Source organism: Mucilaginibacter lacusdianchii (assembly GCF_009770985.1).
GTDB classification, from domain to species: domain Bacteria; phylum Bacteroidota; class Bacteroidia; order Sphingobacteriales; family Sphingobacteriaceae; genus Mucilaginibacter; species Mucilaginibacter lacusdianchii.
The window spans coordinates 469,043-487,144 of the sequence record NZ_WSRW01000003.1 but is presented as its reverse complement, the minus strand read 5'-3'; the positions used below and the strand labels follow the sequence as shown (position 1 = coordinate 487,144).

Below are 18,102 nucleotides of genomic sequence, written 5' to 3'. Positions count from 1 at the left end.
TCTATCATTACACTGTTATTGAATTTTTAGTAGCAGTGATGCATAAGTTTCAATACAGAAAACGCCACCGAAATTATAATTAACAAAGTACTTAATATACTTCACCGTTTCTGGCGATAACATTAAGCGCTGTAAGAAAAACAATCTTCATATCTAATAGTAGCGACCAATTTTTCAAGTACCAGATATCATGATCGATACGCTTCTGCATCAATTGAACGTCAGTGGTTTCACCTCTTAAGTTATTCACTTGAGCCCAGCCGGTTATGCCAGGCTTCAAATAGTGCCGCACCATATAATTATCTATAATTCCGCGATACTCTTCTGTGTGTTTCAGCATATGGGGTCTGGGTCCGGTTATGCTCATGTCTCCCATCAAAACATTAAAAAACTGGGGTAGCTCATCCAAACTAGTAGCCCTGATAAAACGACCGAACCTCGTAACACGGTTATCAAATCTGGTTGCCTGGCGATTATCAGCGTCGTTATTCATTCGCATGCTTCTGAATTTATAACACCAAAAATCTTGGTTGTACCGGCCGCTACGTAACTGTTTAAAAATCACAGGACCGGAACTCTCCAGCTTAATGATTAAAGCAAAAATGGGATATAACCAGCTTAATATAAATACAATAACAAACAAGCTAAACACAATATCGAAAACGCGTTTTGCAAATCGATTTTTAATTTCCTCTAAGGGTTCATTATCCATTTTTTTAATGGAGAAATAAGCCAGATGATTGTTGGGCAACGGCAATGTTAAGGCAGGATTAAAATCGGAAACAAATTTTAAATTTACATAATGATTCTTAGCTTCATTAATCAAAACTTCAATACCACTAATTTTTTCGGGAGATAACAGCACGTAGGCTTCATAAATACCTTTTTGAGCCACTTCTTGTATATGCTGGCATGTTTGCTGTACAGTAAGCTCCTTGTCTTCAATTACCAAACAATCATGTTCATCTAAAAACCTCGTCTGGCTGTAATCCAAATTATTGCTTTGAAAATAGTAAGCCAGTTGCGTACTTTCCGGGTTCATCCCCATCAGCGCAACAGGCTTTTTTAACTTATACTTTTGCCTAATAAAAGGCCGCAGCAGCTTATAAGTATAATAACTACATATCAAATGCACATGTAGCAGCGCATAAAAAACTATTAAAAAAACGTAATAGGTTATGAAACTACCTACAATGGCATGGTATGCAATGAACAACAAAAGGTGTATATAAACACTTTTGGTAGTTAAGCTGAATAAATTATTAAGACTATATAGATTTACTTCGTCATACAGCTTTATGTACTTTGCAATCATAGCCCAAAGCAAATTGCATATGATAAGCATTTGCATAAGGTTACTGAAGGGTATGCTGCGCCATGTTGGGTTCAGTACATCAAAAGCAACCATGTAAGCTACGTTGATGCCTAAAAAATCGACCAATGGCAACACTATACCTGCGATATATAAGTAACGGTTTTGCATATATCTTATTTACAATTAAACAGTTAAATAACGTGGGTGCAACGGCGGTAAAATGCACTGCTTATAAATATTAGCATGCCCGACAGGGACAGCGCCGCTAAAAGGTATCAAATTACAGGATTCGTAATTTGATTAATTTAATAAGATTACCTGGATAACATTTCTTTTGCCAAGAGGCTTTTTGCTAGCCGTTAAAAATTCATTGCCGTACAGACCAGTAAGACTTGACACATTTTTAGAGGCATATGGCTGATTATTAACGGTAACCTGATTATTGACCAACACAATGTATCCTTTGCGCCATATCAGCATTGGGCGTTTACTGCCGACCTGGTTGAACATACATGCTACAGTATCTTTAATTATTGAGGTTGATTTAACAGTATAAGACGTATCGGTAAGGTTAACTTTTGAAGCAGTTGCAAAATTTGTTTGCAATGCTTGGCTCTGACTATGCACATGAAAGCTTAAAGCAGAAAGAGTTAGAACAGCTATTAAAGCTTTGCGATTAAATTGTGATGTTGGTTTCATAAATGCTTAATTAAGTGTATTAATGGATAGGTGATTCAAATTCCCAGACGCATGTAACTATTCTGACAGTTAACCAAATAAAGGGTTAGAACCGCTCATTAGCTTCAGAATTTATAATTATGTAATGTGCTTTTAGCTTTTACTGAAATAAAGTTACATGGAAAACAGAAGCTACAATCTTAAATTAAGCTGTTGTATAATAGTATATATAAATGTGTGAAATTCGAGAAAAAAGTTTCCTATTAGCTAATATTCATCAATTAGACATAGCGTTTACAGGGAAATTTGTTAATGTGATAAAAATTTTACAAAACTACACGGAATAGAAATTAACCTAAATTAAAATTATTTATAATATTAAATATGGTTAAAACACCCCTTAAATAATATTAAAAATATAAATATCTTAGTTGGGTGGCATTCCAGTTATAATTATTACGAAAAAAAGATATTATATTAAACGAAAATAAATTATCTTTATAATTAAATTATCAATACAGAAAATTTATTTCTCAAAATATTTATCATTATTAGAAAAAAATATTGCGTACATTTAAAAAACTAAATATTACTTAACTCAATAAACCTATGCAGTTAAATGTCTGTAGTTACTTGTATTTAAATAATATCTTATCCTAAAACTTAAACACACAATGATGGAACAGCACTATGGTCAGATAGTAGAAAAGGTTATACGAAGAAATGGGTATAGCTTAACTGAACTAGCTCGTCTTACAAATGTTAACAGAAGATCTGTTTACAATTGGTTTAACCAGAGAAGACTAAAAAAAGAAATTATTTACAGAATTGGTTGCGCACTTAAGCACGATTTCTCTGTGGAATTTCCGAATCTTTTCAGTTCTAGTGAGTTTAAATACTTTAAAAACAACATCGTGTTGTTAAACAGTAATGAGGAAGAAGAATTAAAAGAAATGTCAGACGATTATTGGAAAGACAAGTACATTGCACTGCTAGAAAAATATAACAATTTGCTTTTAAACAGCATGAAGCAAAGGGAAGCTGGCAACTTTTAGTATAAACCTGGTAGTATAAGTTACAGTGAAGAATTATTCTTCATCTGAGACTTTAGTAAATCCTTTCAGCAAAAAGCCAATTTCTCGTAAAAATTTCAACTGCGGCCTAAGCTCGTTAATACTTGCTTCGGTGGTTGCATTGTCTATAACCGCGTCTGCAATGTTTTGAGTCATTACTTCAAAATCGTTGCCGTCAATAGACATGAAAGCTTCGCAATTGGTTAAAAAATCGCTGATGTAAACCGTATTAAAACTATACGTAACACCTTTTATAGTGATATCGATGGCCGCGTCAAAGTCATCAGATTGAAAGTTATTCATAAAATACACAAAACAAATATTTAAACACCTTAAAAGGTGTTTACTTAAACGGAAATTTTTATTATGTCGTAAATATAAGAATACAATTAAGCTTTTTTGCGTTTAAATAGATTTAAATCTATTTAAACGAGCTTCTTTATTCAATCGTTAGCCGCTATGTTAAATGAATTTTACGGTAATTTGTACGAGTTGGTTACCATAAAAATCAAAAATTTTAATTATATCTCTAATGGCTTATTTTTCAGCGTTTTAATACAAATCATGATTGAGCACTTAGTAGGCTATCATTACTTGCGCTTAATCGAATAATAATCTACCAGTACTTACTTATAAGGCTTACAGTGCTTCACAAGCTTGGCAGTGAAAAAAGCATGATCTTTAAGCTATATATTGGACTTGTACCTCCACAAGAATTTAATCATTAAAGTAAAAGAGCAACTGAATCTACTACCATTTGTAGCTTCAAAAGGCCGATGTATGTTATGTTTAGGAAAAAAGATAGGGACTATAATCGCTACTAATATCTATAGAGCTTTAGTCGATTGACGATATGTGTCTCTGTTCCAGATTAAGCCTATTAAAATATAGGAAATGCAGAAATATTCAAGCGTGTCAATTTAAATTCTGCTGAAAGAGTACCATTCTTTTAAACAAGCCCGGCATATATATTTATAAACAGGAAGCCAAGGAAGAAAAGTTCTGAAGATGTACCCTCTCTTAATACGTTCCACATCGTCTTTTCCACATTGTTTACAGTACAAAATGCTGTTCATTTTATTATCTTAAAAGATTAGTAGTAGCTATTATTAAATATAATTTCTTGAACAATTTGGTGCCGATTTTATGTGTAGCCACATAAAGTTTCACTAAACTACTTTAAGATATTGGGTCATCCTCGCCGGACGTCCACCTGCTCATACGCTTTTCGGCATAGCCGGTGGCGTATAAATTCAATCCTTCTTTAACTACTTTAAAACTGCCATTAACCAGTTTCAGATTTTTGGCATTCAAGTACAGATTGATTGCATTAATCGTTTCTTCGTAATTAATTTCGGGGCTTAACCAAATACCGTTGGCATCTACCTCACCCTCAACATTTGCCAAAGGATATTTAATTAATTGGAAATTCATATTTTAATTATTTATCAGAAGCTGCATACAGGACGTATATTTTCAACGTAGCCTTTGTTGTTTTATTTAAGTGATGGGCGATTTAAAAAAGGCCTGGCTGAATCTCGCACTCAACCAGGACCCGTTAACTATTTACTGACATAAAGCTCAAATTTGAATATTAGCAAACAGCCATCAAAATAATTGAAACAAACTGAGTATCAATGCACATCTTATGTGAAGTTATGTTACTTTTTGCACAGGCAAATGCAATATTCAGAATAGCTCACTTGGTATTTTTGTAATGATATGAGGTTATTATTACTTATCACATCTCTCCTTTCTCTCCATACATTTTTTCTTTTTCAACCACCATTTCACAAAGCTTCACCTTATTTCACAATTAGGGTATCATAAGCCCAGTTATCCTTAATTCTTAATTAAACTATACCTAATTTCACCATCAGCAACAAGTAAACAACCATGCTTTGTTGCCTTTTGAAAAGTAATTGCTGTAAGCAAAATGGCGAAGCTGTTTTCTGTAACAGCACAAATGTCTCCAGGTAAAAGCTACTCTATTTTAATAAAAAGGTGCTAGCAGCAAACGCTACTCATCTACATAAATATCCGCTTACTGCCCATTACCGTTATGGGCGCATAATAACTGTAACCAGCAATACCATCGCGTTAATGAAAGAGATTGTGCTTATTTTCAGGAAACCCTTTCCGGGTCAATGCAGCATTGAATATCTGTTTTACAATATTTCATCTTCACTCAACAAACAGAATTTACCTATAAACAATGTTGAGTTATCTCATTATAGTAAAGGCTTGCTTAACCGAGTATTAAATACATCAGCACTACTATCGCACAAAAAGAAGATTATTCATATTACTGGCGATGTCCATTACACCATTTTGGGAGCCTGGTTTAGCAAACGTGTTTTAACCATTCATGATTTCGGCTTTATGCACAACAAAGGCTGGCTGGCTCGAAACGTCTATTGGCTATTTTGGATTTACTTTCCCGTAACTTTTTCCCAAAAGGTGACGGTTGTATCCAATCACACCAAAAGTGAATTGCTTAAGTACATAAAAGTAAATCCCAAAAAGGTTAGTGTTATAGGCAATTTTATTGATGAAATTTATAAGCCAATAGCAACGCTTCAGCAAGGCAAGCCTCCGCGTTTACTGCAAATCGGCACTGCTTTTAACAAAAACCTTGAACGGCTGATTGAAGCTATTAAAGATTTAGACTGCACACTGGTTATTATCGGCCGGCTATCGCAACACATTATTAATCTTTTGCAAGCAAATCATATCCGGTACGAAAACAAATATGATTTGGCCATAGAAGAGTTGTATGCTGAATACCAGAAAAGCAACCTCTTATGCTATGTATCAACGTTAGAGGGATTTGGAATGCCCATTTTGGAAGCACAAGCTACAGGCATTCCGGTAATTACATCTAACTGCTCTTCAATGCCCGAGGTGGCCGGTGATGGTGCACTACTGGTTAATCCGTTAGACGTAAACGCTATCAGAAACGGCGTCAAAACTTTAATCAGTAACACCGAACTACAAAAAGAGCTTCGCCAAAAAGGCTTTGAAAATGCCCGGCGATATAGCAAAAAAAATATTGCAGAGGCATACGCCAACCTGTACCAACAATTATAATCTCCATTTCCCCCAATAAATTTTCTCATGAAGATCTTACATGTCATTGGCGCTTTTGACAAAAAGCTTGGCGGCACTTATTCGGCCATTTTGTCTATAATGGCCATAGAAAACGAATTAGGCTACGATAATGAGGTATTGTCTTTGTATTCGGAAGGTCAGGAATTTGACGCCGATTTGCTGCAAAACCGCGTTCATTTGTTTGAGCCAAGTTTCCCTTACAAGTTCAACTACTCTGCCGGTGCTTATCAGTGGTTAAAAGAACACATACACAACTTCGATCTAATTCTTATTCACGAAGCCTGGGGCGCATTGGCTATTCAAACAGCCCGCTTAGCCAATAGCGTAAACACACCGTATGCAATCTGGCCGCATGGCTCGCTTGACCCTTTCGATCTGCAAAAGAAAAAACAGTTGAAAAAGGTGGTAGGCAAACTATTGATTGCCAGTATGACCCGCAATGCAGGTGCCATATGCTGTACCTCGGGTATTGAAAAATCTGTTTTAAGAACTTACAATAAACAAAACAACAACATCAATATTTTACCACTACCCATTGATTATGAGGCAAAAGGAGACCGTAAAACCTTCAGAGAAAAATTAGGCATCTCTGATGATAAGCTAGTCTTTCTGTTTCTTTCGCGGGTTGATTATAAAAAAGGGCTAGACTTATTTTTGTACGCTTACAAAGCGTTTTTAGACGAAACCCAATTATCCAACACCAAATTAGTAATTGCCGGAAAAGGACAGCCTGCTTATGAAGCTTTTATCCGTAAAACCATTCACGATCTTAACCTCGAGGCACATGTAGTGGTAAGTGGCTTTTTAACCGGTTCGGGAAAAGCCGATGCCTTTGCTGGGTCAGACTGTTTCATTTTGCCTTCGATGAATGAAAACTATGGCATATCAGTTATTGAAGCATTACAATCCGGCTTACCGGTTTTGATATCAGATAATGTATATATCTGGGAAAGCATCATTCCAAACGGCGGCTGGTTGTGCAAGCATGAAGTAAAATCAATAACTGCCCAAATATCTGCCATTTACAACGATTTTACGAACAACGCACTTGCTGATAAGAAACCGGTTTTGGTAAGCGAGCCTTTCCGCCTTAAAAGTTTAATACCCGAATACAGAAGCTTTTATCACAAAATGCTTTATAAGCCTGCCGAATCCATTATTGTTAAACCTCAAGTAGTTGCCGGCGTATGAAATATCAGGATTTAACATCGTTTACGGTACCAGCCAGTTTTAGAGGTCGCTCAAAAGTAACGGTGCAATTATGGTGGATTGTTCAAAGTACACTGTTTGCCCTGTCGCCACAGGTAATGTTTGGTTGGCGCCGGTTTCTGCTCAGGCTGTTTGGTGCTAAAATTGGCAAAAATGTATCTATCCGCCCCACTACAAAAATTACCTACCCCTGGAAAGTATCAATCGGAGATCATTCATGGGTTGGCGACGATTGCGTGCTGTACAGCTTAGGCAATATAACCATTGGATCTAACGTAGCTATTGCGCACCGGGTTTACCTGAATACCGGCGGCCATGATTATACCGTGCCTACGTTTGACATTTACGCCTCTCCTATTGTAATAGAAGATGAGTGCTGGGTAACTAACGATGTTTTTGTAGCCGCAGGGATAACCATTGGAAAAGGCACTATTGTGGGTGCCCGAAGCACTGTACTTAAAAGCCTGCCCTCAAACAAAATTTGTATTGGATACCCTGCACGTCCGGTAAAAGACCGCATTCCGGTCAAAAATGCTGAAACAGTATCTGTTTAACACACCCTTTAAAATTATAGTCATATGATTAAAGTCATCGTCACCGGCGGCTCAGGCTTTATTGGCACCAATTTAATCGAAAACTTAGTGCAGGATAACTTTTCTGTACTGAATTTGGATAAGTCGTCGCCTGTTAATCCCGAGCAAATTCCGTATTGGCAGAACGTAGATATTTTAAATGCCCAGGCGCTTGAAAAAGCGGTAACTGAATTTGAACCAGAAATAATTATCCATCTGGCTGCAGTTACCGACTTGGATGGTAAAACAGATGATTACTATCGGACTAACGTAGCCGGAACGCAAAATGTTATTGATGTGGCAGCTAAAACACCTTCGTTAAAAAAGGTGATTTACACATCATCCATGTATGTGTGCAAACCAGGCATTATACCAACCGACTATCGCACTTTTAAACCGCACACCCGGTATGGCGAAAGCAAGGTAGCCGGCGAACTGTTGGTTATAAATATCAAAAATCCGCATTACAGCTGGACCATCATCAGGCCAACATCTATTTGGGGCCCTTGGTTTAACGTGCCTTATATAGATTTCTTCAACACCGTGTACAGTGGCCGGTACTTTGATTTTGGCAAGTGCTGTACAAAAACATATGGCTATGTAGGTAACACTATTTTCCAAATCAGAAAAATAATGGCCGCTGATAACGTACATGCCAAAACATTTTACTTAGGAGATAAAACCCCTATTCCGATTTCTGACTGGGCGAATGAGATCTCATTAAAGCTAGGCAAAGGGCCTGTCAAATCAATACCATTTGCTTTTATTAAAGCCGCTGCCTTAGTGGGTAACATGCTAACCAAGGTGCATGTTAAATTTCCAATGACCAGCTTTAGGCTAAAAAACATGATGACGGATAATATTTTCCCGCTGGAAGATATAAATCAATTAACCGGTGAAGCGCCGTTTTCGCGTGCTGCCGGCACATCCAAAACTATAAACTGGCTTGTTGAGCATAAAGGCTACCGCGTACAACAACCTGTTGCCAAACCTAATTTAAAGCCGGTTTTACATAGCTAGTTACCGTATTGCAGCTTATAACCAGTTAAGGTAAGCATTACTATTAGCCGCAATTACCTAAATACACCACAACTTTATGAAAACTGTGAACGCAGAAAAAAAGCGAGTACTATTGATGGGAATTAATTTTGCTCCTGAGCTAACCGGCATCGGAAAATACACGGGTGAAATGGTTGACTGGCTTACTGAAAATGATTACGACTGTACTGTTGTTACCTCTTTCCCCTATTATCCGTACTGGAAAACACAATCACCGTATTCGGGCCGTACTTACAAAAAAGAAGTATCAAACGATGGCAGCGTAACTGTTTACCGTTGCCCTATGTACGTACCGGCACAACCTACTGGTGCTAAGCGTATCATTCATGAGTTAACTTTTTGTATTACTTCGTTTTTTGTAATCCTATCCCTGCTGTTTAAGCCACGGCACGATTATATTTTTTGCATGGCTCCGCCATTTATACTAGGCTACTTAGGTTTATTTTACCGTTTTTTTAAAGGTGGCAAGCTGATATATCATATTCATGATATGGAAATAGAAGCTGCTCGTGATTTGGGCATCCTTAGGTTTGATGCACTTTTTAAAATGCTCTTTACTATTGAGCGATATATTCTGAATCACTGTGATGTGTTAACTACTGTATCATTGGGCATGAGGAAAAAAATTATGCAAAAAACCTTTAAGCCGGTTAAATATTTTCCTAACTGGGTAAATTTTGAAAACTTCTGGCCCTTGCAAAACGACTCAGCTTATAAAAACGAATGGGGATTTGATGCGGATGATAAGGTGGTTTTATACTCTGGTAGCTTAGGTGAAAAGCAAGGTTTAGACTCATTGATTTCTATAGCCAAGCGTTTGGAATTTGAACCCCGAATTAAATTCTTAATTTGTGGAAACGGCCCTTATAAAGAAGCATTAGTGCAGTTGGCTACCGAAAATAATGTGAGCAATGTCTTTTTTCTTCCGTTTCAGGAAATGGATGTGTTTAATAAGTTTTTAAACATGGCCGACGTGCACCTAGTCATTCAAAAGAAAAATGCAAGTGACTTGATGATGCCGTCTAAACTTACCAACATTTTAGCGGTGGGCGGATTGGCTTTAGTAACCGCCGACCCCGGCACTCATTTGTATGAGTTGATAAATGAATACGATATGGGCGTTATTGTACCTGCTGAAAATGAGGATGCGTTAACAGAAAGCATTTTAGAATGCTGCAGCATGGATAACAAGCTCCAGAAAATTAATGCAATTGAATATGCCAATACATATTTAAGCCGCGATAGCATACTAAAGCAAGTACTGCGGGATATTGGCGAAGAACTACCCAGTACAGAAACACCTCTTCATCATATGCCCGTCGCCTAATTTATCAGACTATCGACTACAAACTTACCTAAGTTGAAAAACACAACATTAACAAAAACTTTGAAGCATAAGAAGTTTGACTTAATGTTCTTATGTAATTTAACAGCGCCTGAACTGCCTGCATTTTTTGCGGGCGTTGCAAAAAAAACTAAAAGCAAAGTTGGACACTGCCGGGTACTCATTTTGGGAGAAGGTACGCTAAGAAACGCATACATAAAGGAACTACTTATGGCAGGTATTGACTTTGACTACCTAAGCCGTACCACTTTGCCAAACCAGTCATGGTACTATCCGCAAGTAAAGATCCTTCTGTTTCCTAATTGCAATTATATGTGCGAGGCGGCTTTTGCTGAAATTTGCAAAAGCGGATTGCCGGTCATTACCACGCCGCTCACCGGTATATTTAAGCAAAATGTTATACATGATCGCAATGGTTACGTATTGCCGTTAAATCAAGATATCTGGGCAAACCATATTTGCGATTTGCTAAAAAATCCATCTAAACTGGCCACGCTTACACGTAATGCGTTACAGGAGTTGCCCGATTATAATTAGATCCTTAATTCTACACCCTCTTTATTTTACTCTATATTTATGTATACAAGTCATTACGATTATATTGTTATTGGTGCCGGGCTGGTTGGCTTATCGGTAGCTTACCAGTTAAAACTTAAACAGCCGGATTGCAAAATTCTTATTCTCGAAAAAGAAGATAATGTTGCTAAACATCAATCGGGCCATAATAGTGGCGTTATTCATAGCGGTATATATTACAAGCCAGGTAGCTTAAAAGCACAAAATTGTATATCAGGCTATCAAACGCTTATTGATTTTGCACAGGAGCACAACATTGCTTACGATATCTGCGGTAAGTTAATTGTTGCAGTTAGCCCGAAAGAAACTGCAGCACTAAATAACATATACCAAAGAGGCGTGGCTAACGGGTTAACCGGCATTAAGTATTTGAATGCCGAACAAATTAAGGAAAGAGAGCCGCATTGCGCTGGTGTAGAGGCTATACATGTACCGCAAACCGGGATCATAGATTATCCGGCAGTGGCAACTACTTTACTCAAAATATATCACCAATTAGGCGGAGAATCTAGATTTAGTGAGCCTGTACTTAAGGTAACCAATGTGAAGGATACTGTATTAGTCACTACCTCATCCGGTCAATACCTAACAAATAAACTGATAACTTGCGCAGGGCTTTTTTCAGACCGTGTGGCTAGTTATACCGAAAAAGGCAACGATTTAAGAATTATACCTTTTAGAGGTGAATATTATGAACTAAAAAAAGAGAAGCAATATCTGGTAAAACACCTTATTTACCCAGTACCCGATCCGAGCTTTCCATTCTTAGGCGTACACTTCACCCGCATGGTAAATGGCGGCGTGGAAGCAGGGCCCAATGCAGTATTAGCCTTTAAAAGAGAAGGATATAAATTCTTCGATTTCAGCGGCAAAGACTGCTGGGATACCTTTTCATGGCCTGGCTTTTGGAAGATTGTAGCTAAGTACGGTAAAACTGGCATGGGTGAAATTTACAGATCGTTGTCCAAATCGGCTTTCACCAAAGCCCTACAAGCGCTTGTTCCCGAAATTCAGGAAGATGACCTGGTACCGGGTGGCGCAGGCATCAGAGCACAGGCTTGCGACAGAAAAGGTATATTGATTGACGATTTCAATATTTTGAAACGAAACAACATTGTGCACGTCAGAAACGCCCCTTCTCCTGCAGCCACGTCATCATTAGCTATCGGAAAATACATATCCAGCCAAATTTAAACTTATTCTAAATCTACTCTTTCGTTATATAATGCCAATCACTGAAAAAGACATTATTACGTTTTTACAGGAAAAAGCTCAATTTCACAAAACAGAGCTTAAACGTATAGAAGACATTATTGCCGCAATTACGCAAAGCACGTTTAATAAATCCTTTGTTCCCCATAGCGAGCTTTCGGCGCACGTTACTGTTCATGAAGATTTAGAAAGAAAAGCGCCTGTTAGAGTTAAATCGCACAAAGTTTTACAGGTACCTGAAAACTTTAGGCCTGGGCTCTCCATCAGTCATAAAATTTCGTATGCTTTAAACGTTATACACTCTGGTTTTAAAGAAGACATTGCCGAACAGATTACATTGCTGCAACCCGGTTTAAGCAAAGAGTTTGTGATAAGGCAAATATCAACCGTGTTGTGCGAGCTTAAAGCGCAAAACTTACTGAACACAACCAAGATTGGCCGCAAGCTTTGGTACTCGTTACCTAACCATACATCTGACACAGAAATTTAGATTGTGGGCAATAATTCGCCGTTTTATCTCAAAATTAGATAAATCAAACTAACCAATTTAGGCAACTTACGTTTGCAATTTCACAAAACATTCACACTTAACTTCTTATAACCAGCTAACAATTAGACACTTATAGTAACACTATTTTCTCAAATTTTCCCGGTTATAGACATAGTGCTATACATAAAAGGTACAGTACCGTAAGTAAAATCGCTTTTGCGTAAATTGTTACTTGTAAAAACCTGATACCAAATCTATTTTATGAGTGGCAATACAACATCGTTTAATACATCAGCAACAAGAAGCTGGATGGTAGTTTACACACGATCGAACTGGGAAAAAAAGACAGACCAGCTACTAAAGGATAAAGGAATAATTTCTTTTTGTCCCTCTGTTTCTGAAAAACGCAAATGGGCCGACCGGTATAAAACGGTGAGTACTCCACTATTTAAATCTTACTTATTTGTGCAGGTTTCGGCCACTGACCAATTTAAGGTGAAGCAAACAGCCGGCATTATTGATTTTGTACAACATTGCGGCAAACCAGTTTTGGTGGATGATTCTGAAATTACCAGGGTAAAAGAAATTGTAAGTTCGTATACTAACCTGGACATCATCAACTCCCGTGGCGGTTATAATATTGGCGACAAAATTCAAATCAAAAACGGCCCGTTTACCGACTGCAGTGGCGAAATAGTTAAAGTACATGGTGCATCGGTGCTAATGGTATTAGAACAGTTAGGCTGTGCATTAATTGTAAAACTAAGTCAGGATCAAATTATACTCAATAACTAAATGACAACAATTCCTCACCTATCACTAAATAACAATCGTATGGATCAGCATTATGGACATATCGTTGAGAAAGTTATAAGAAGAAACGGCTATAGTATCAGCGAGCTGGCCCGTTTAACCAACGTTAATAGACGGTCTGTGTATAACTGGTTCAATCAGAAAAACTTACGATCGGAAATTATTTACCGGATTGGCTGTGCCTTAAATCACGACTTTTCAATTGAGTTTCCGAGCATGTTTTCGCCCAACGAATTCAATAACGGGCTAAGGCTTGTTAAACCTAACGTTGAAGTTAAGATTGAAAACAATAACCAGAATTACTGGAAAGATAAATACATCAACCTGATGGAAAAATACAATGATCTGCTGCTTTGCATGGGCGATCATCCTGAAGCAAAATACTAAACCACCAATTATAAACCTAAAATGAAAAAGGATAGCAGCTCATCTGCTATCCTTTTATTTTTTAATTGCTTGTCTATAAGTTACTCAATATAGCAACTTTTAGGATAGCATTAAAAAGGCATCTGTGTAGTTACTTTACCTAAACAAAAAAGGACAAGTTACAAACTACAGAAATGTTGTGGTTTGTAACTTGTCCTTACCCATGAGCATCAATCATAACAGCGCCTTAAAACACGTGGTTGCTTGCCGGCAACTAATCACTTACACCGATTGACTGCAATATGATTTAATAAATCTATCAAAACAGCCACTCGCTAAAATCAATGTGAGCTAAAACACTGATAATGCCTGCTACTTTAGGATATTTAAGTATGAGTCTTGCTACTCTTACTTTGGCAATTTTTTTAGCCAGCTTGTTTGTGATTTGGGTATGCTTACTTTCCCTCCCGCTGCCTATTGGCGAACGTCGCAAATAATAGTAATATAAAAATTTAAATTTGTTAACACTAAACATTACCCATGGCTTATGCTCTTTTAAGGTGTAATGGATAATCACTTTACTACTCAAAAATTCGCGGTACTTAATTTTGGGTAAATACAAAGGAATATCAAAGGGTATAACATTATACTTAGGATGCAGCTTTACATAGTTATTCATCAACACTACATTCAATGCATCCTGATCCATCCAAACAATTTTTTCCGGAAAATCCTGCACAAACTGAATGGCCCTTTCTGTTACATTTTGCGCCTTCCATTCCGGAACATTCATGAGCATTACACCCGAGTTGAAATAAGAGCCGATTTCATGTATACCTAAATCTGGCCGGCTGGGCGTTGCATTTACTTCCGCAACGGCTGCTGCTGGGTAGCCGTTGAGGTTAGTATTATACAATTCGGCAAGGTTACCAATTACTATGATGTCGGTATCCAGGTATAAAATTTTCTGAACAGTTGATGGTACTAGTGCCGGAAAAAACATTCGGTAATAAGCGGCCACAGTGAGGTAAGCATGTGAGGTTTTACTTAAACGCGCTATACTCTCCGGTGATATTTCATAAAAGAATATTGTCGAGTTGTGCTGCTCTACATAATCTTTCATGTCTTTCTTATCACTTTCGCTTACGCCGGTAACTATGGTATGAATATGAAATTCACTATCCGGATTGTTCAGAAAAATAGATGTTATGAGTGCATAAAAGGGCGTAAGATAATTTTGATCGAACGAGATGCCTAAGTCCATGGGGTTAACTCCTTATTTACATCATCCAACTGATACTTGTAACGACTAATCACCGGCTTCCAAAAATCAAATTGGTATTGAATCCATCCGTGAATACCAAATGGCAAACTATTAGTTTGCCGGTTGTTAAAAGGTAAATCCGTTTCTGGCCAGTTTTCATAAGCCGCACCGAACTGCTGGGCAATATGTTTTGGCGGCATACTGAATGATGAAGACAGTTTAGGAAAATGCTGGCAGAAAAAAAGGTCGTTTAAAAACCCTTGCTTTCGCAATTTTCGCACCCAATGAAAAAAAGCGATGTATCGCCTGTGCTCAAATGTAATCCTGTAAAAAGTACTCACTTTTTTCAGCGCAAACCCGCCGTTACCAAAGTATTCCGGATATTTAAAACCGGCCAGTTTATGGATAATACCGTCGCGGCCATGCCAAAAGGTGTTGTAAATAACCGAACCAATGTAATCGTATCCCAAATCGCACCATTTTTCTAACTCATTCCTGAACACAAACGCGTCCAGGTGACAAATAAGCATATATTGGTAATTGAGAAAGCGCTTATAAAACAAATGGCTGGTCATCAATTCGCCAAAAGGGCCATGGCCTTTCCAGTCAAACCGCTCAAAAGTTATTACAGCTTTTCCACGGCAAAAGTTTTCATACCAAGATGTGTCCAGATTGGCTGTAGCCATAAAGGTAATTGGAAAATTGTGTAGCACAGACAAAGTCTGTGCTAACGATATTTTTTCCAATTCGGGTGGTTCTTCCAAATGGATTGGAATCACAACAGTAACAAGTTTATTTTGCATAATCAACTTCAATTCAGGTTTTTAGATACAGCTGAGTTGAAAATATTGTTAGCTTGCTTTTACAGTATAAAAACGAGTGTTAAACAGGGTAACCGTACCTGCGAATACATGGCAACCAAAAATCTCGATGGTGTTGAATCCAGCCGTGCGTTCCAAAAGGCAAATTATCATTTTGCTGATTGTTGAACGGCAGATCTTGTTCGGGCCAATGTTCATAAGCCGCACCAAAATGCTGGGCAAGGTGCTTAGGTCCTATTTTAAACGTTGATGATAACTTAGGAAAGTGCTGTGTAAAAAAGAGGTCATCGTAAAATGGGTTCTTTTGTATTTTTCTGATCTTATGGTATAAACGTATGTAGGCCCTGTACTTAAATGCAATCCGGTAAAATGTGGCTACCCTTTTTAGACTGAAGCCGCCATTTCCAAAATATTCAGGACTGGTGAATCCTGTTATCCTTCTTACCAAAGTGTTTTTCAGTTGGAAAACAGGATTATATATCACCGATCCGATATAGTCATATCCTAAATTGCACCATTTTTCTAACTCGTCTCTAAAAACAAAAGCGTCTAAGTGGCAAATCAATATGTATTTGTAGTTTAAAAAACGTTTATAAAAAACATAATTGCTTTGCAATACACTGTAGGCTTCATACCCTTTCCAATCAAAGCGCTCCACAGCTATTTCGGCTTTCCCGAAGCAAAAATCTTCGTACCAGCTAATGTCTAAACCATAAGGCGCCATAAAGGTAATGGTGTACTTGTGCAGTACAGCAAGGGTTTGTGCTAACGAAATTTTTTCAAGCTCACTGGGTTCACTTAAATGGATGGGTATTACCACCGTTACTAGTGACTTTTTCATAAGCTAAAGATTTTTAACAGCTTAGTTCTCCACAACCAAACTATCACTAACTTTAAAATGCACCCGCTGCTCGCTTCTTAAACGATCAACAGTTCTGCCTACGGGCAGTATCACATCATCATAAGTAAGCACTTGGTCTTTAGCAACATCGCGTTTAAGTATGCAATCTTCGGCTATACCCATTGGCAGCAAGTTTTCCGATTCGGCCGTGTCGGCGTTTTCACATAAGCCATAGGTCATGTAATGGCCAATGCCGTCAATCACATCTCCGGCTTTTAAATCTCTTTTAGCTGTTGCTACCACTTCTACATAAGGCCTGTCTTTAGGTGTTAAAGCGGCATCATTAAACAGTACCGCGCGGGCAACCGTAAGTGGCACTTCAAAATGACATAAGTGATAAGGCGTGTAAAACAAGTACAACGGCCCCTCGCCCAACTTATACAAATTCAAATAATGCTGTTGTACCGGATGGTCATGCGTACCCAGCACAAATACACCCGGACCGGGTTCGGCACCAACCACATAGTCAACAATGCCAGGACCGTTTAGTAATTCTTCCAGCGGATACTGGCTTACAATTTCTTTGAGTGGCGTTCCGGTTGGTACAGATGGGCCCAGCATACCGCGTTTTGCAACACGCATACCGGTGCCATTGGCTACAATGGCCTGCTCAAATGATATTTTGCTACCATCGGCAAATGAAGAAACCATGGCTGGGTTTTGTCCCCATTTTTTTGCAAAGCCTTCTTGCGTAGTTGGGTTGCGGTAAGGATCATGCAAACCTTTAATATTGCCGCACAGTACCGGCTTTACACCTAACGATTTTACAAAGCGATACAAATTCATTTCCACGCCCGGCTGGTCGCCATCGGCATTGGTATACACTACACCGGCTTTATCGGCATAAACTTTTAATATTGGGCCAACCGTTCCGTCAACTTCAGCATTCATCATAATTAAATGCTTTTTGTTTTCAATGGCAGTTAAGGCCACATTTACGCCAAACTCTACGGCACCAGTTACTTCAATAATGGCGTCAATGCCGTCTGCCTGGCAAAGCAGCATCGGGTCATCGGTAATGCTGCATCTGCCGTCGCGTATGTTCTCTTCCAGTTGTGACAGGTCACTCACCTGCTGTACCTCTAGTATACCAGCCTGCTCATAAGCATATTTAGCTTTCTCTAGGTTACGGTTAGAAATAGCAACCAGTTCCATACCGGGTACATAATTGCAAATTTGGATAGCTATGCCTTTCGCCATAAAACCGGCGCCAATCATAGCCACTTTTATTGGATTATTTTCAGCTTCGCGTTTAGCTAACGCGGTGTCAACTATAATCATGTGTAATAAGTTTAAG

The 18,102-nt window shown here is 38.2% G+C and carries 19 protein-coding genes; 11 read left to right on the top strand and 8 right to left on the bottom strand.

Annotated features, from left to right (window positions below):
- Positions 1-91: 91 nt before the first annotated feature.
- Positions 92-1,483 carry an exopolysaccharide biosynthesis polyprenyl glycosylphosphotransferase gene (locus GPM24_RS15460; RefSeq protein ID WP_158827786.1) on the bottom strand — a complete coding sequence of 464 codons (1,392 nt, stop codon included), beginning with the start codon at positions 1,481-1,483 and terminating at the stop codon, positions 92-94.
- Between the two features lie 132 nt (positions 1,484-1,615).
- On the bottom strand, positions 1,616-2,014 hold the full coding sequence (locus tag GPM24_RS15455; RefSeq protein ID WP_158827784.1) for a hypothetical protein: 399 nt from the start codon (positions 2,012-2,014) through the stop codon (positions 1,616-1,618).
- Positions 2,015-2,670: 656 nt separating this feature from the next.
- On the opposite strand from GPM24_RS15455, the gene GPM24_RS15450 reads away from it, so the two are divergent.
- Positions 2,671-3,048 carry a helix-turn-helix domain-containing protein gene (locus GPM24_RS15450; RefSeq protein WP_158828634.1) on the top strand — a complete coding sequence of 126 codons (378 nt, stop codon included), beginning with the start codon at positions 2,671-2,673 and terminating at the stop codon, positions 3,046-3,048.
- Positions 3,049-3,081: 33 nt separating this feature from the next.
- On the opposite strand, the gene GPM24_RS15445 is transcribed toward GPM24_RS15450, so the two are convergent.
- A complete protein-coding gene (locus GPM24_RS15445; RefSeq protein WP_158827782.1) occupies positions 3,082-3,369 on the bottom strand; it encodes a hypothetical protein in 288 nt (95 codons plus the stop codon).
- A gap of 876 nt (positions 3,370-4,245) precedes the next feature.
- Positions 4,246-4,500 (bottom strand): hypothetical protein, encoded by a 255-nt coding sequence (locus tag GPM24_RS15440; protein WP_158827780.1) that lies wholly within the window; start codon positions 4,498-4,500, stop codon positions 4,246-4,248.
- Between the two features lie 570 nt (positions 4,501-5,070).
- On the opposite strand from GPM24_RS15440, the gene GPM24_RS15435 reads away from it, so the two are divergent.
- From GPM24_RS15435 to GPM24_RS15390, 10 genes are all read left to right on the top strand, one after another.
- Positions 5,071-6,156, top strand: coding sequence for a glycosyltransferase family 4 protein (locus GPM24_RS15435; RefSeq protein ID WP_158827778.1), 1,086 nt, complete (start codon positions 5,071-5,073; stop codon positions 6,154-6,156).
- A 27-nt stretch (positions 6,157-6,183) separates the two neighbouring features.
- Positions 6,184-7,368, top strand: a complete 1,185-nt coding sequence (locus tag GPM24_RS15430) for a glycosyltransferase (RefSeq protein WP_158827776.1) — start codon at positions 6,184-6,186, stop codon at positions 7,366-7,368.
- Positions 7,365-7,940: a putative colanic acid biosynthesis acetyltransferase gene (locus tag GPM24_RS15425; RefSeq protein WP_158827774.1), complete on the top strand. Its 576-nt coding sequence runs from the start codon at positions 7,365-7,367 to the stop codon at positions 7,938-7,940. Before GPM24_RS15430 ends, GPM24_RS15425 begins: the two co-directional genes overlap by 4 nt.
- 24 nt (positions 7,941-7,964) lie before the next feature.
- Positions 7,965-8,978: an NAD-dependent epimerase/dehydratase family protein gene (locus GPM24_RS15420; RefSeq protein WP_158827772.1), complete on the top strand. Its 1,014-nt coding sequence runs from the start codon at positions 7,965-7,967 to the stop codon at positions 8,976-8,978.
- Between the two features lie 76 nt (positions 8,979-9,054).
- Complete coding sequence (locus GPM24_RS15415; protein ID WP_158827770.1) at positions 9,055-10,344, top strand: WcaI family glycosyltransferase; 1,290 nt, start codon at positions 9,055-9,057, stop codon at positions 10,342-10,344.
- Positions 10,345-10,428: 84 nt separating this feature from the next.
- Complete coding sequence (locus GPM24_RS15410; protein ID WP_233268901.1) at positions 10,429-10,899, top strand: glycosyltransferase; 471 nt, start codon at positions 10,429-10,431, stop codon at positions 10,897-10,899.
- Between the two features lie 39 nt (positions 10,900-10,938).
- Positions 10,939-12,132, top strand: coding sequence for an L-2-hydroxyglutarate dehydrogenase (gene lhgD / locus GPM24_RS15405; protein ID WP_158827766.1), 1,194 nt, complete (start codon positions 10,939-10,941; stop codon positions 12,130-12,132).
- A 31-nt stretch (positions 12,133-12,163) separates the two neighbouring features.
- Positions 12,164-12,640 carry a hypothetical protein gene (locus tag GPM24_RS15400; protein ID WP_158827764.1) on the top strand — a complete coding sequence of 159 codons (477 nt, stop codon included), beginning with the start codon at positions 12,164-12,166 and terminating at the stop codon, positions 12,638-12,640.
- 261 nt (positions 12,641-12,901) lie between these two features.
- Positions 12,902-13,435, top strand: coding sequence for a UpxY family transcription antiterminator (locus tag GPM24_RS15395; protein ID WP_158827762.1), 534 nt, complete (start codon positions 12,902-12,904; stop codon positions 13,433-13,435).
- Positions 13,436-13,474: 39 nt separating this feature from the next.
- Positions 13,475-13,840, top strand: coding sequence for a helix-turn-helix domain-containing protein (locus tag GPM24_RS15390; RefSeq protein ID WP_158828633.1), 366 nt, complete (start codon positions 13,475-13,477; stop codon positions 13,838-13,840).
- A 298-nt stretch (positions 13,841-14,138) separates the two neighbouring features.
- On the opposite strand, the gene GPM24_RS15385 is transcribed toward GPM24_RS15390, so the two are convergent.
- From GPM24_RS15385 to GPM24_RS15370, 4 genes are all read right to left on the bottom strand, one after another.
- Positions 14,139-15,083 carry a glycosyltransferase family 8 protein gene (locus GPM24_RS15385; protein WP_158827761.1) on the bottom strand — a complete coding sequence of 315 codons (945 nt, stop codon included), beginning with the start codon at positions 15,081-15,083 and terminating at the stop codon, positions 14,139-14,141.
- On the bottom strand, positions 15,074-15,886 hold the full coding sequence (locus GPM24_RS15380; RefSeq protein ID WP_158827759.1) for a DUF5672 family protein: 813 nt from the start codon (positions 15,884-15,886) through the stop codon (positions 15,074-15,076). Before GPM24_RS15380 ends, GPM24_RS15385 begins: the two co-directional genes overlap by 10 nt.
- Before the next feature lie 79 nt (positions 15,887-15,965).
- The gene (locus tag GPM24_RS15375) at positions 15,966-16,745 is read right to left on the bottom strand and encodes a DUF5672 family protein (protein ID WP_158827757.1); all 780 of its coding nucleotides are present in this window, start codon (positions 16,743-16,745) and stop codon (positions 15,966-15,968) included.
- 21 nt (positions 16,746-16,766) lie between these two features.
- Entirely contained in the window at positions 16,767-18,086 is a 1,320-nt protein-coding gene (locus tag GPM24_RS15370; protein ID WP_158827755.1) for an NAD(P)H-dependent oxidoreductase, read from the bottom strand.
- Positions 18,087-18,102 lie beyond the last annotated feature (16 nt).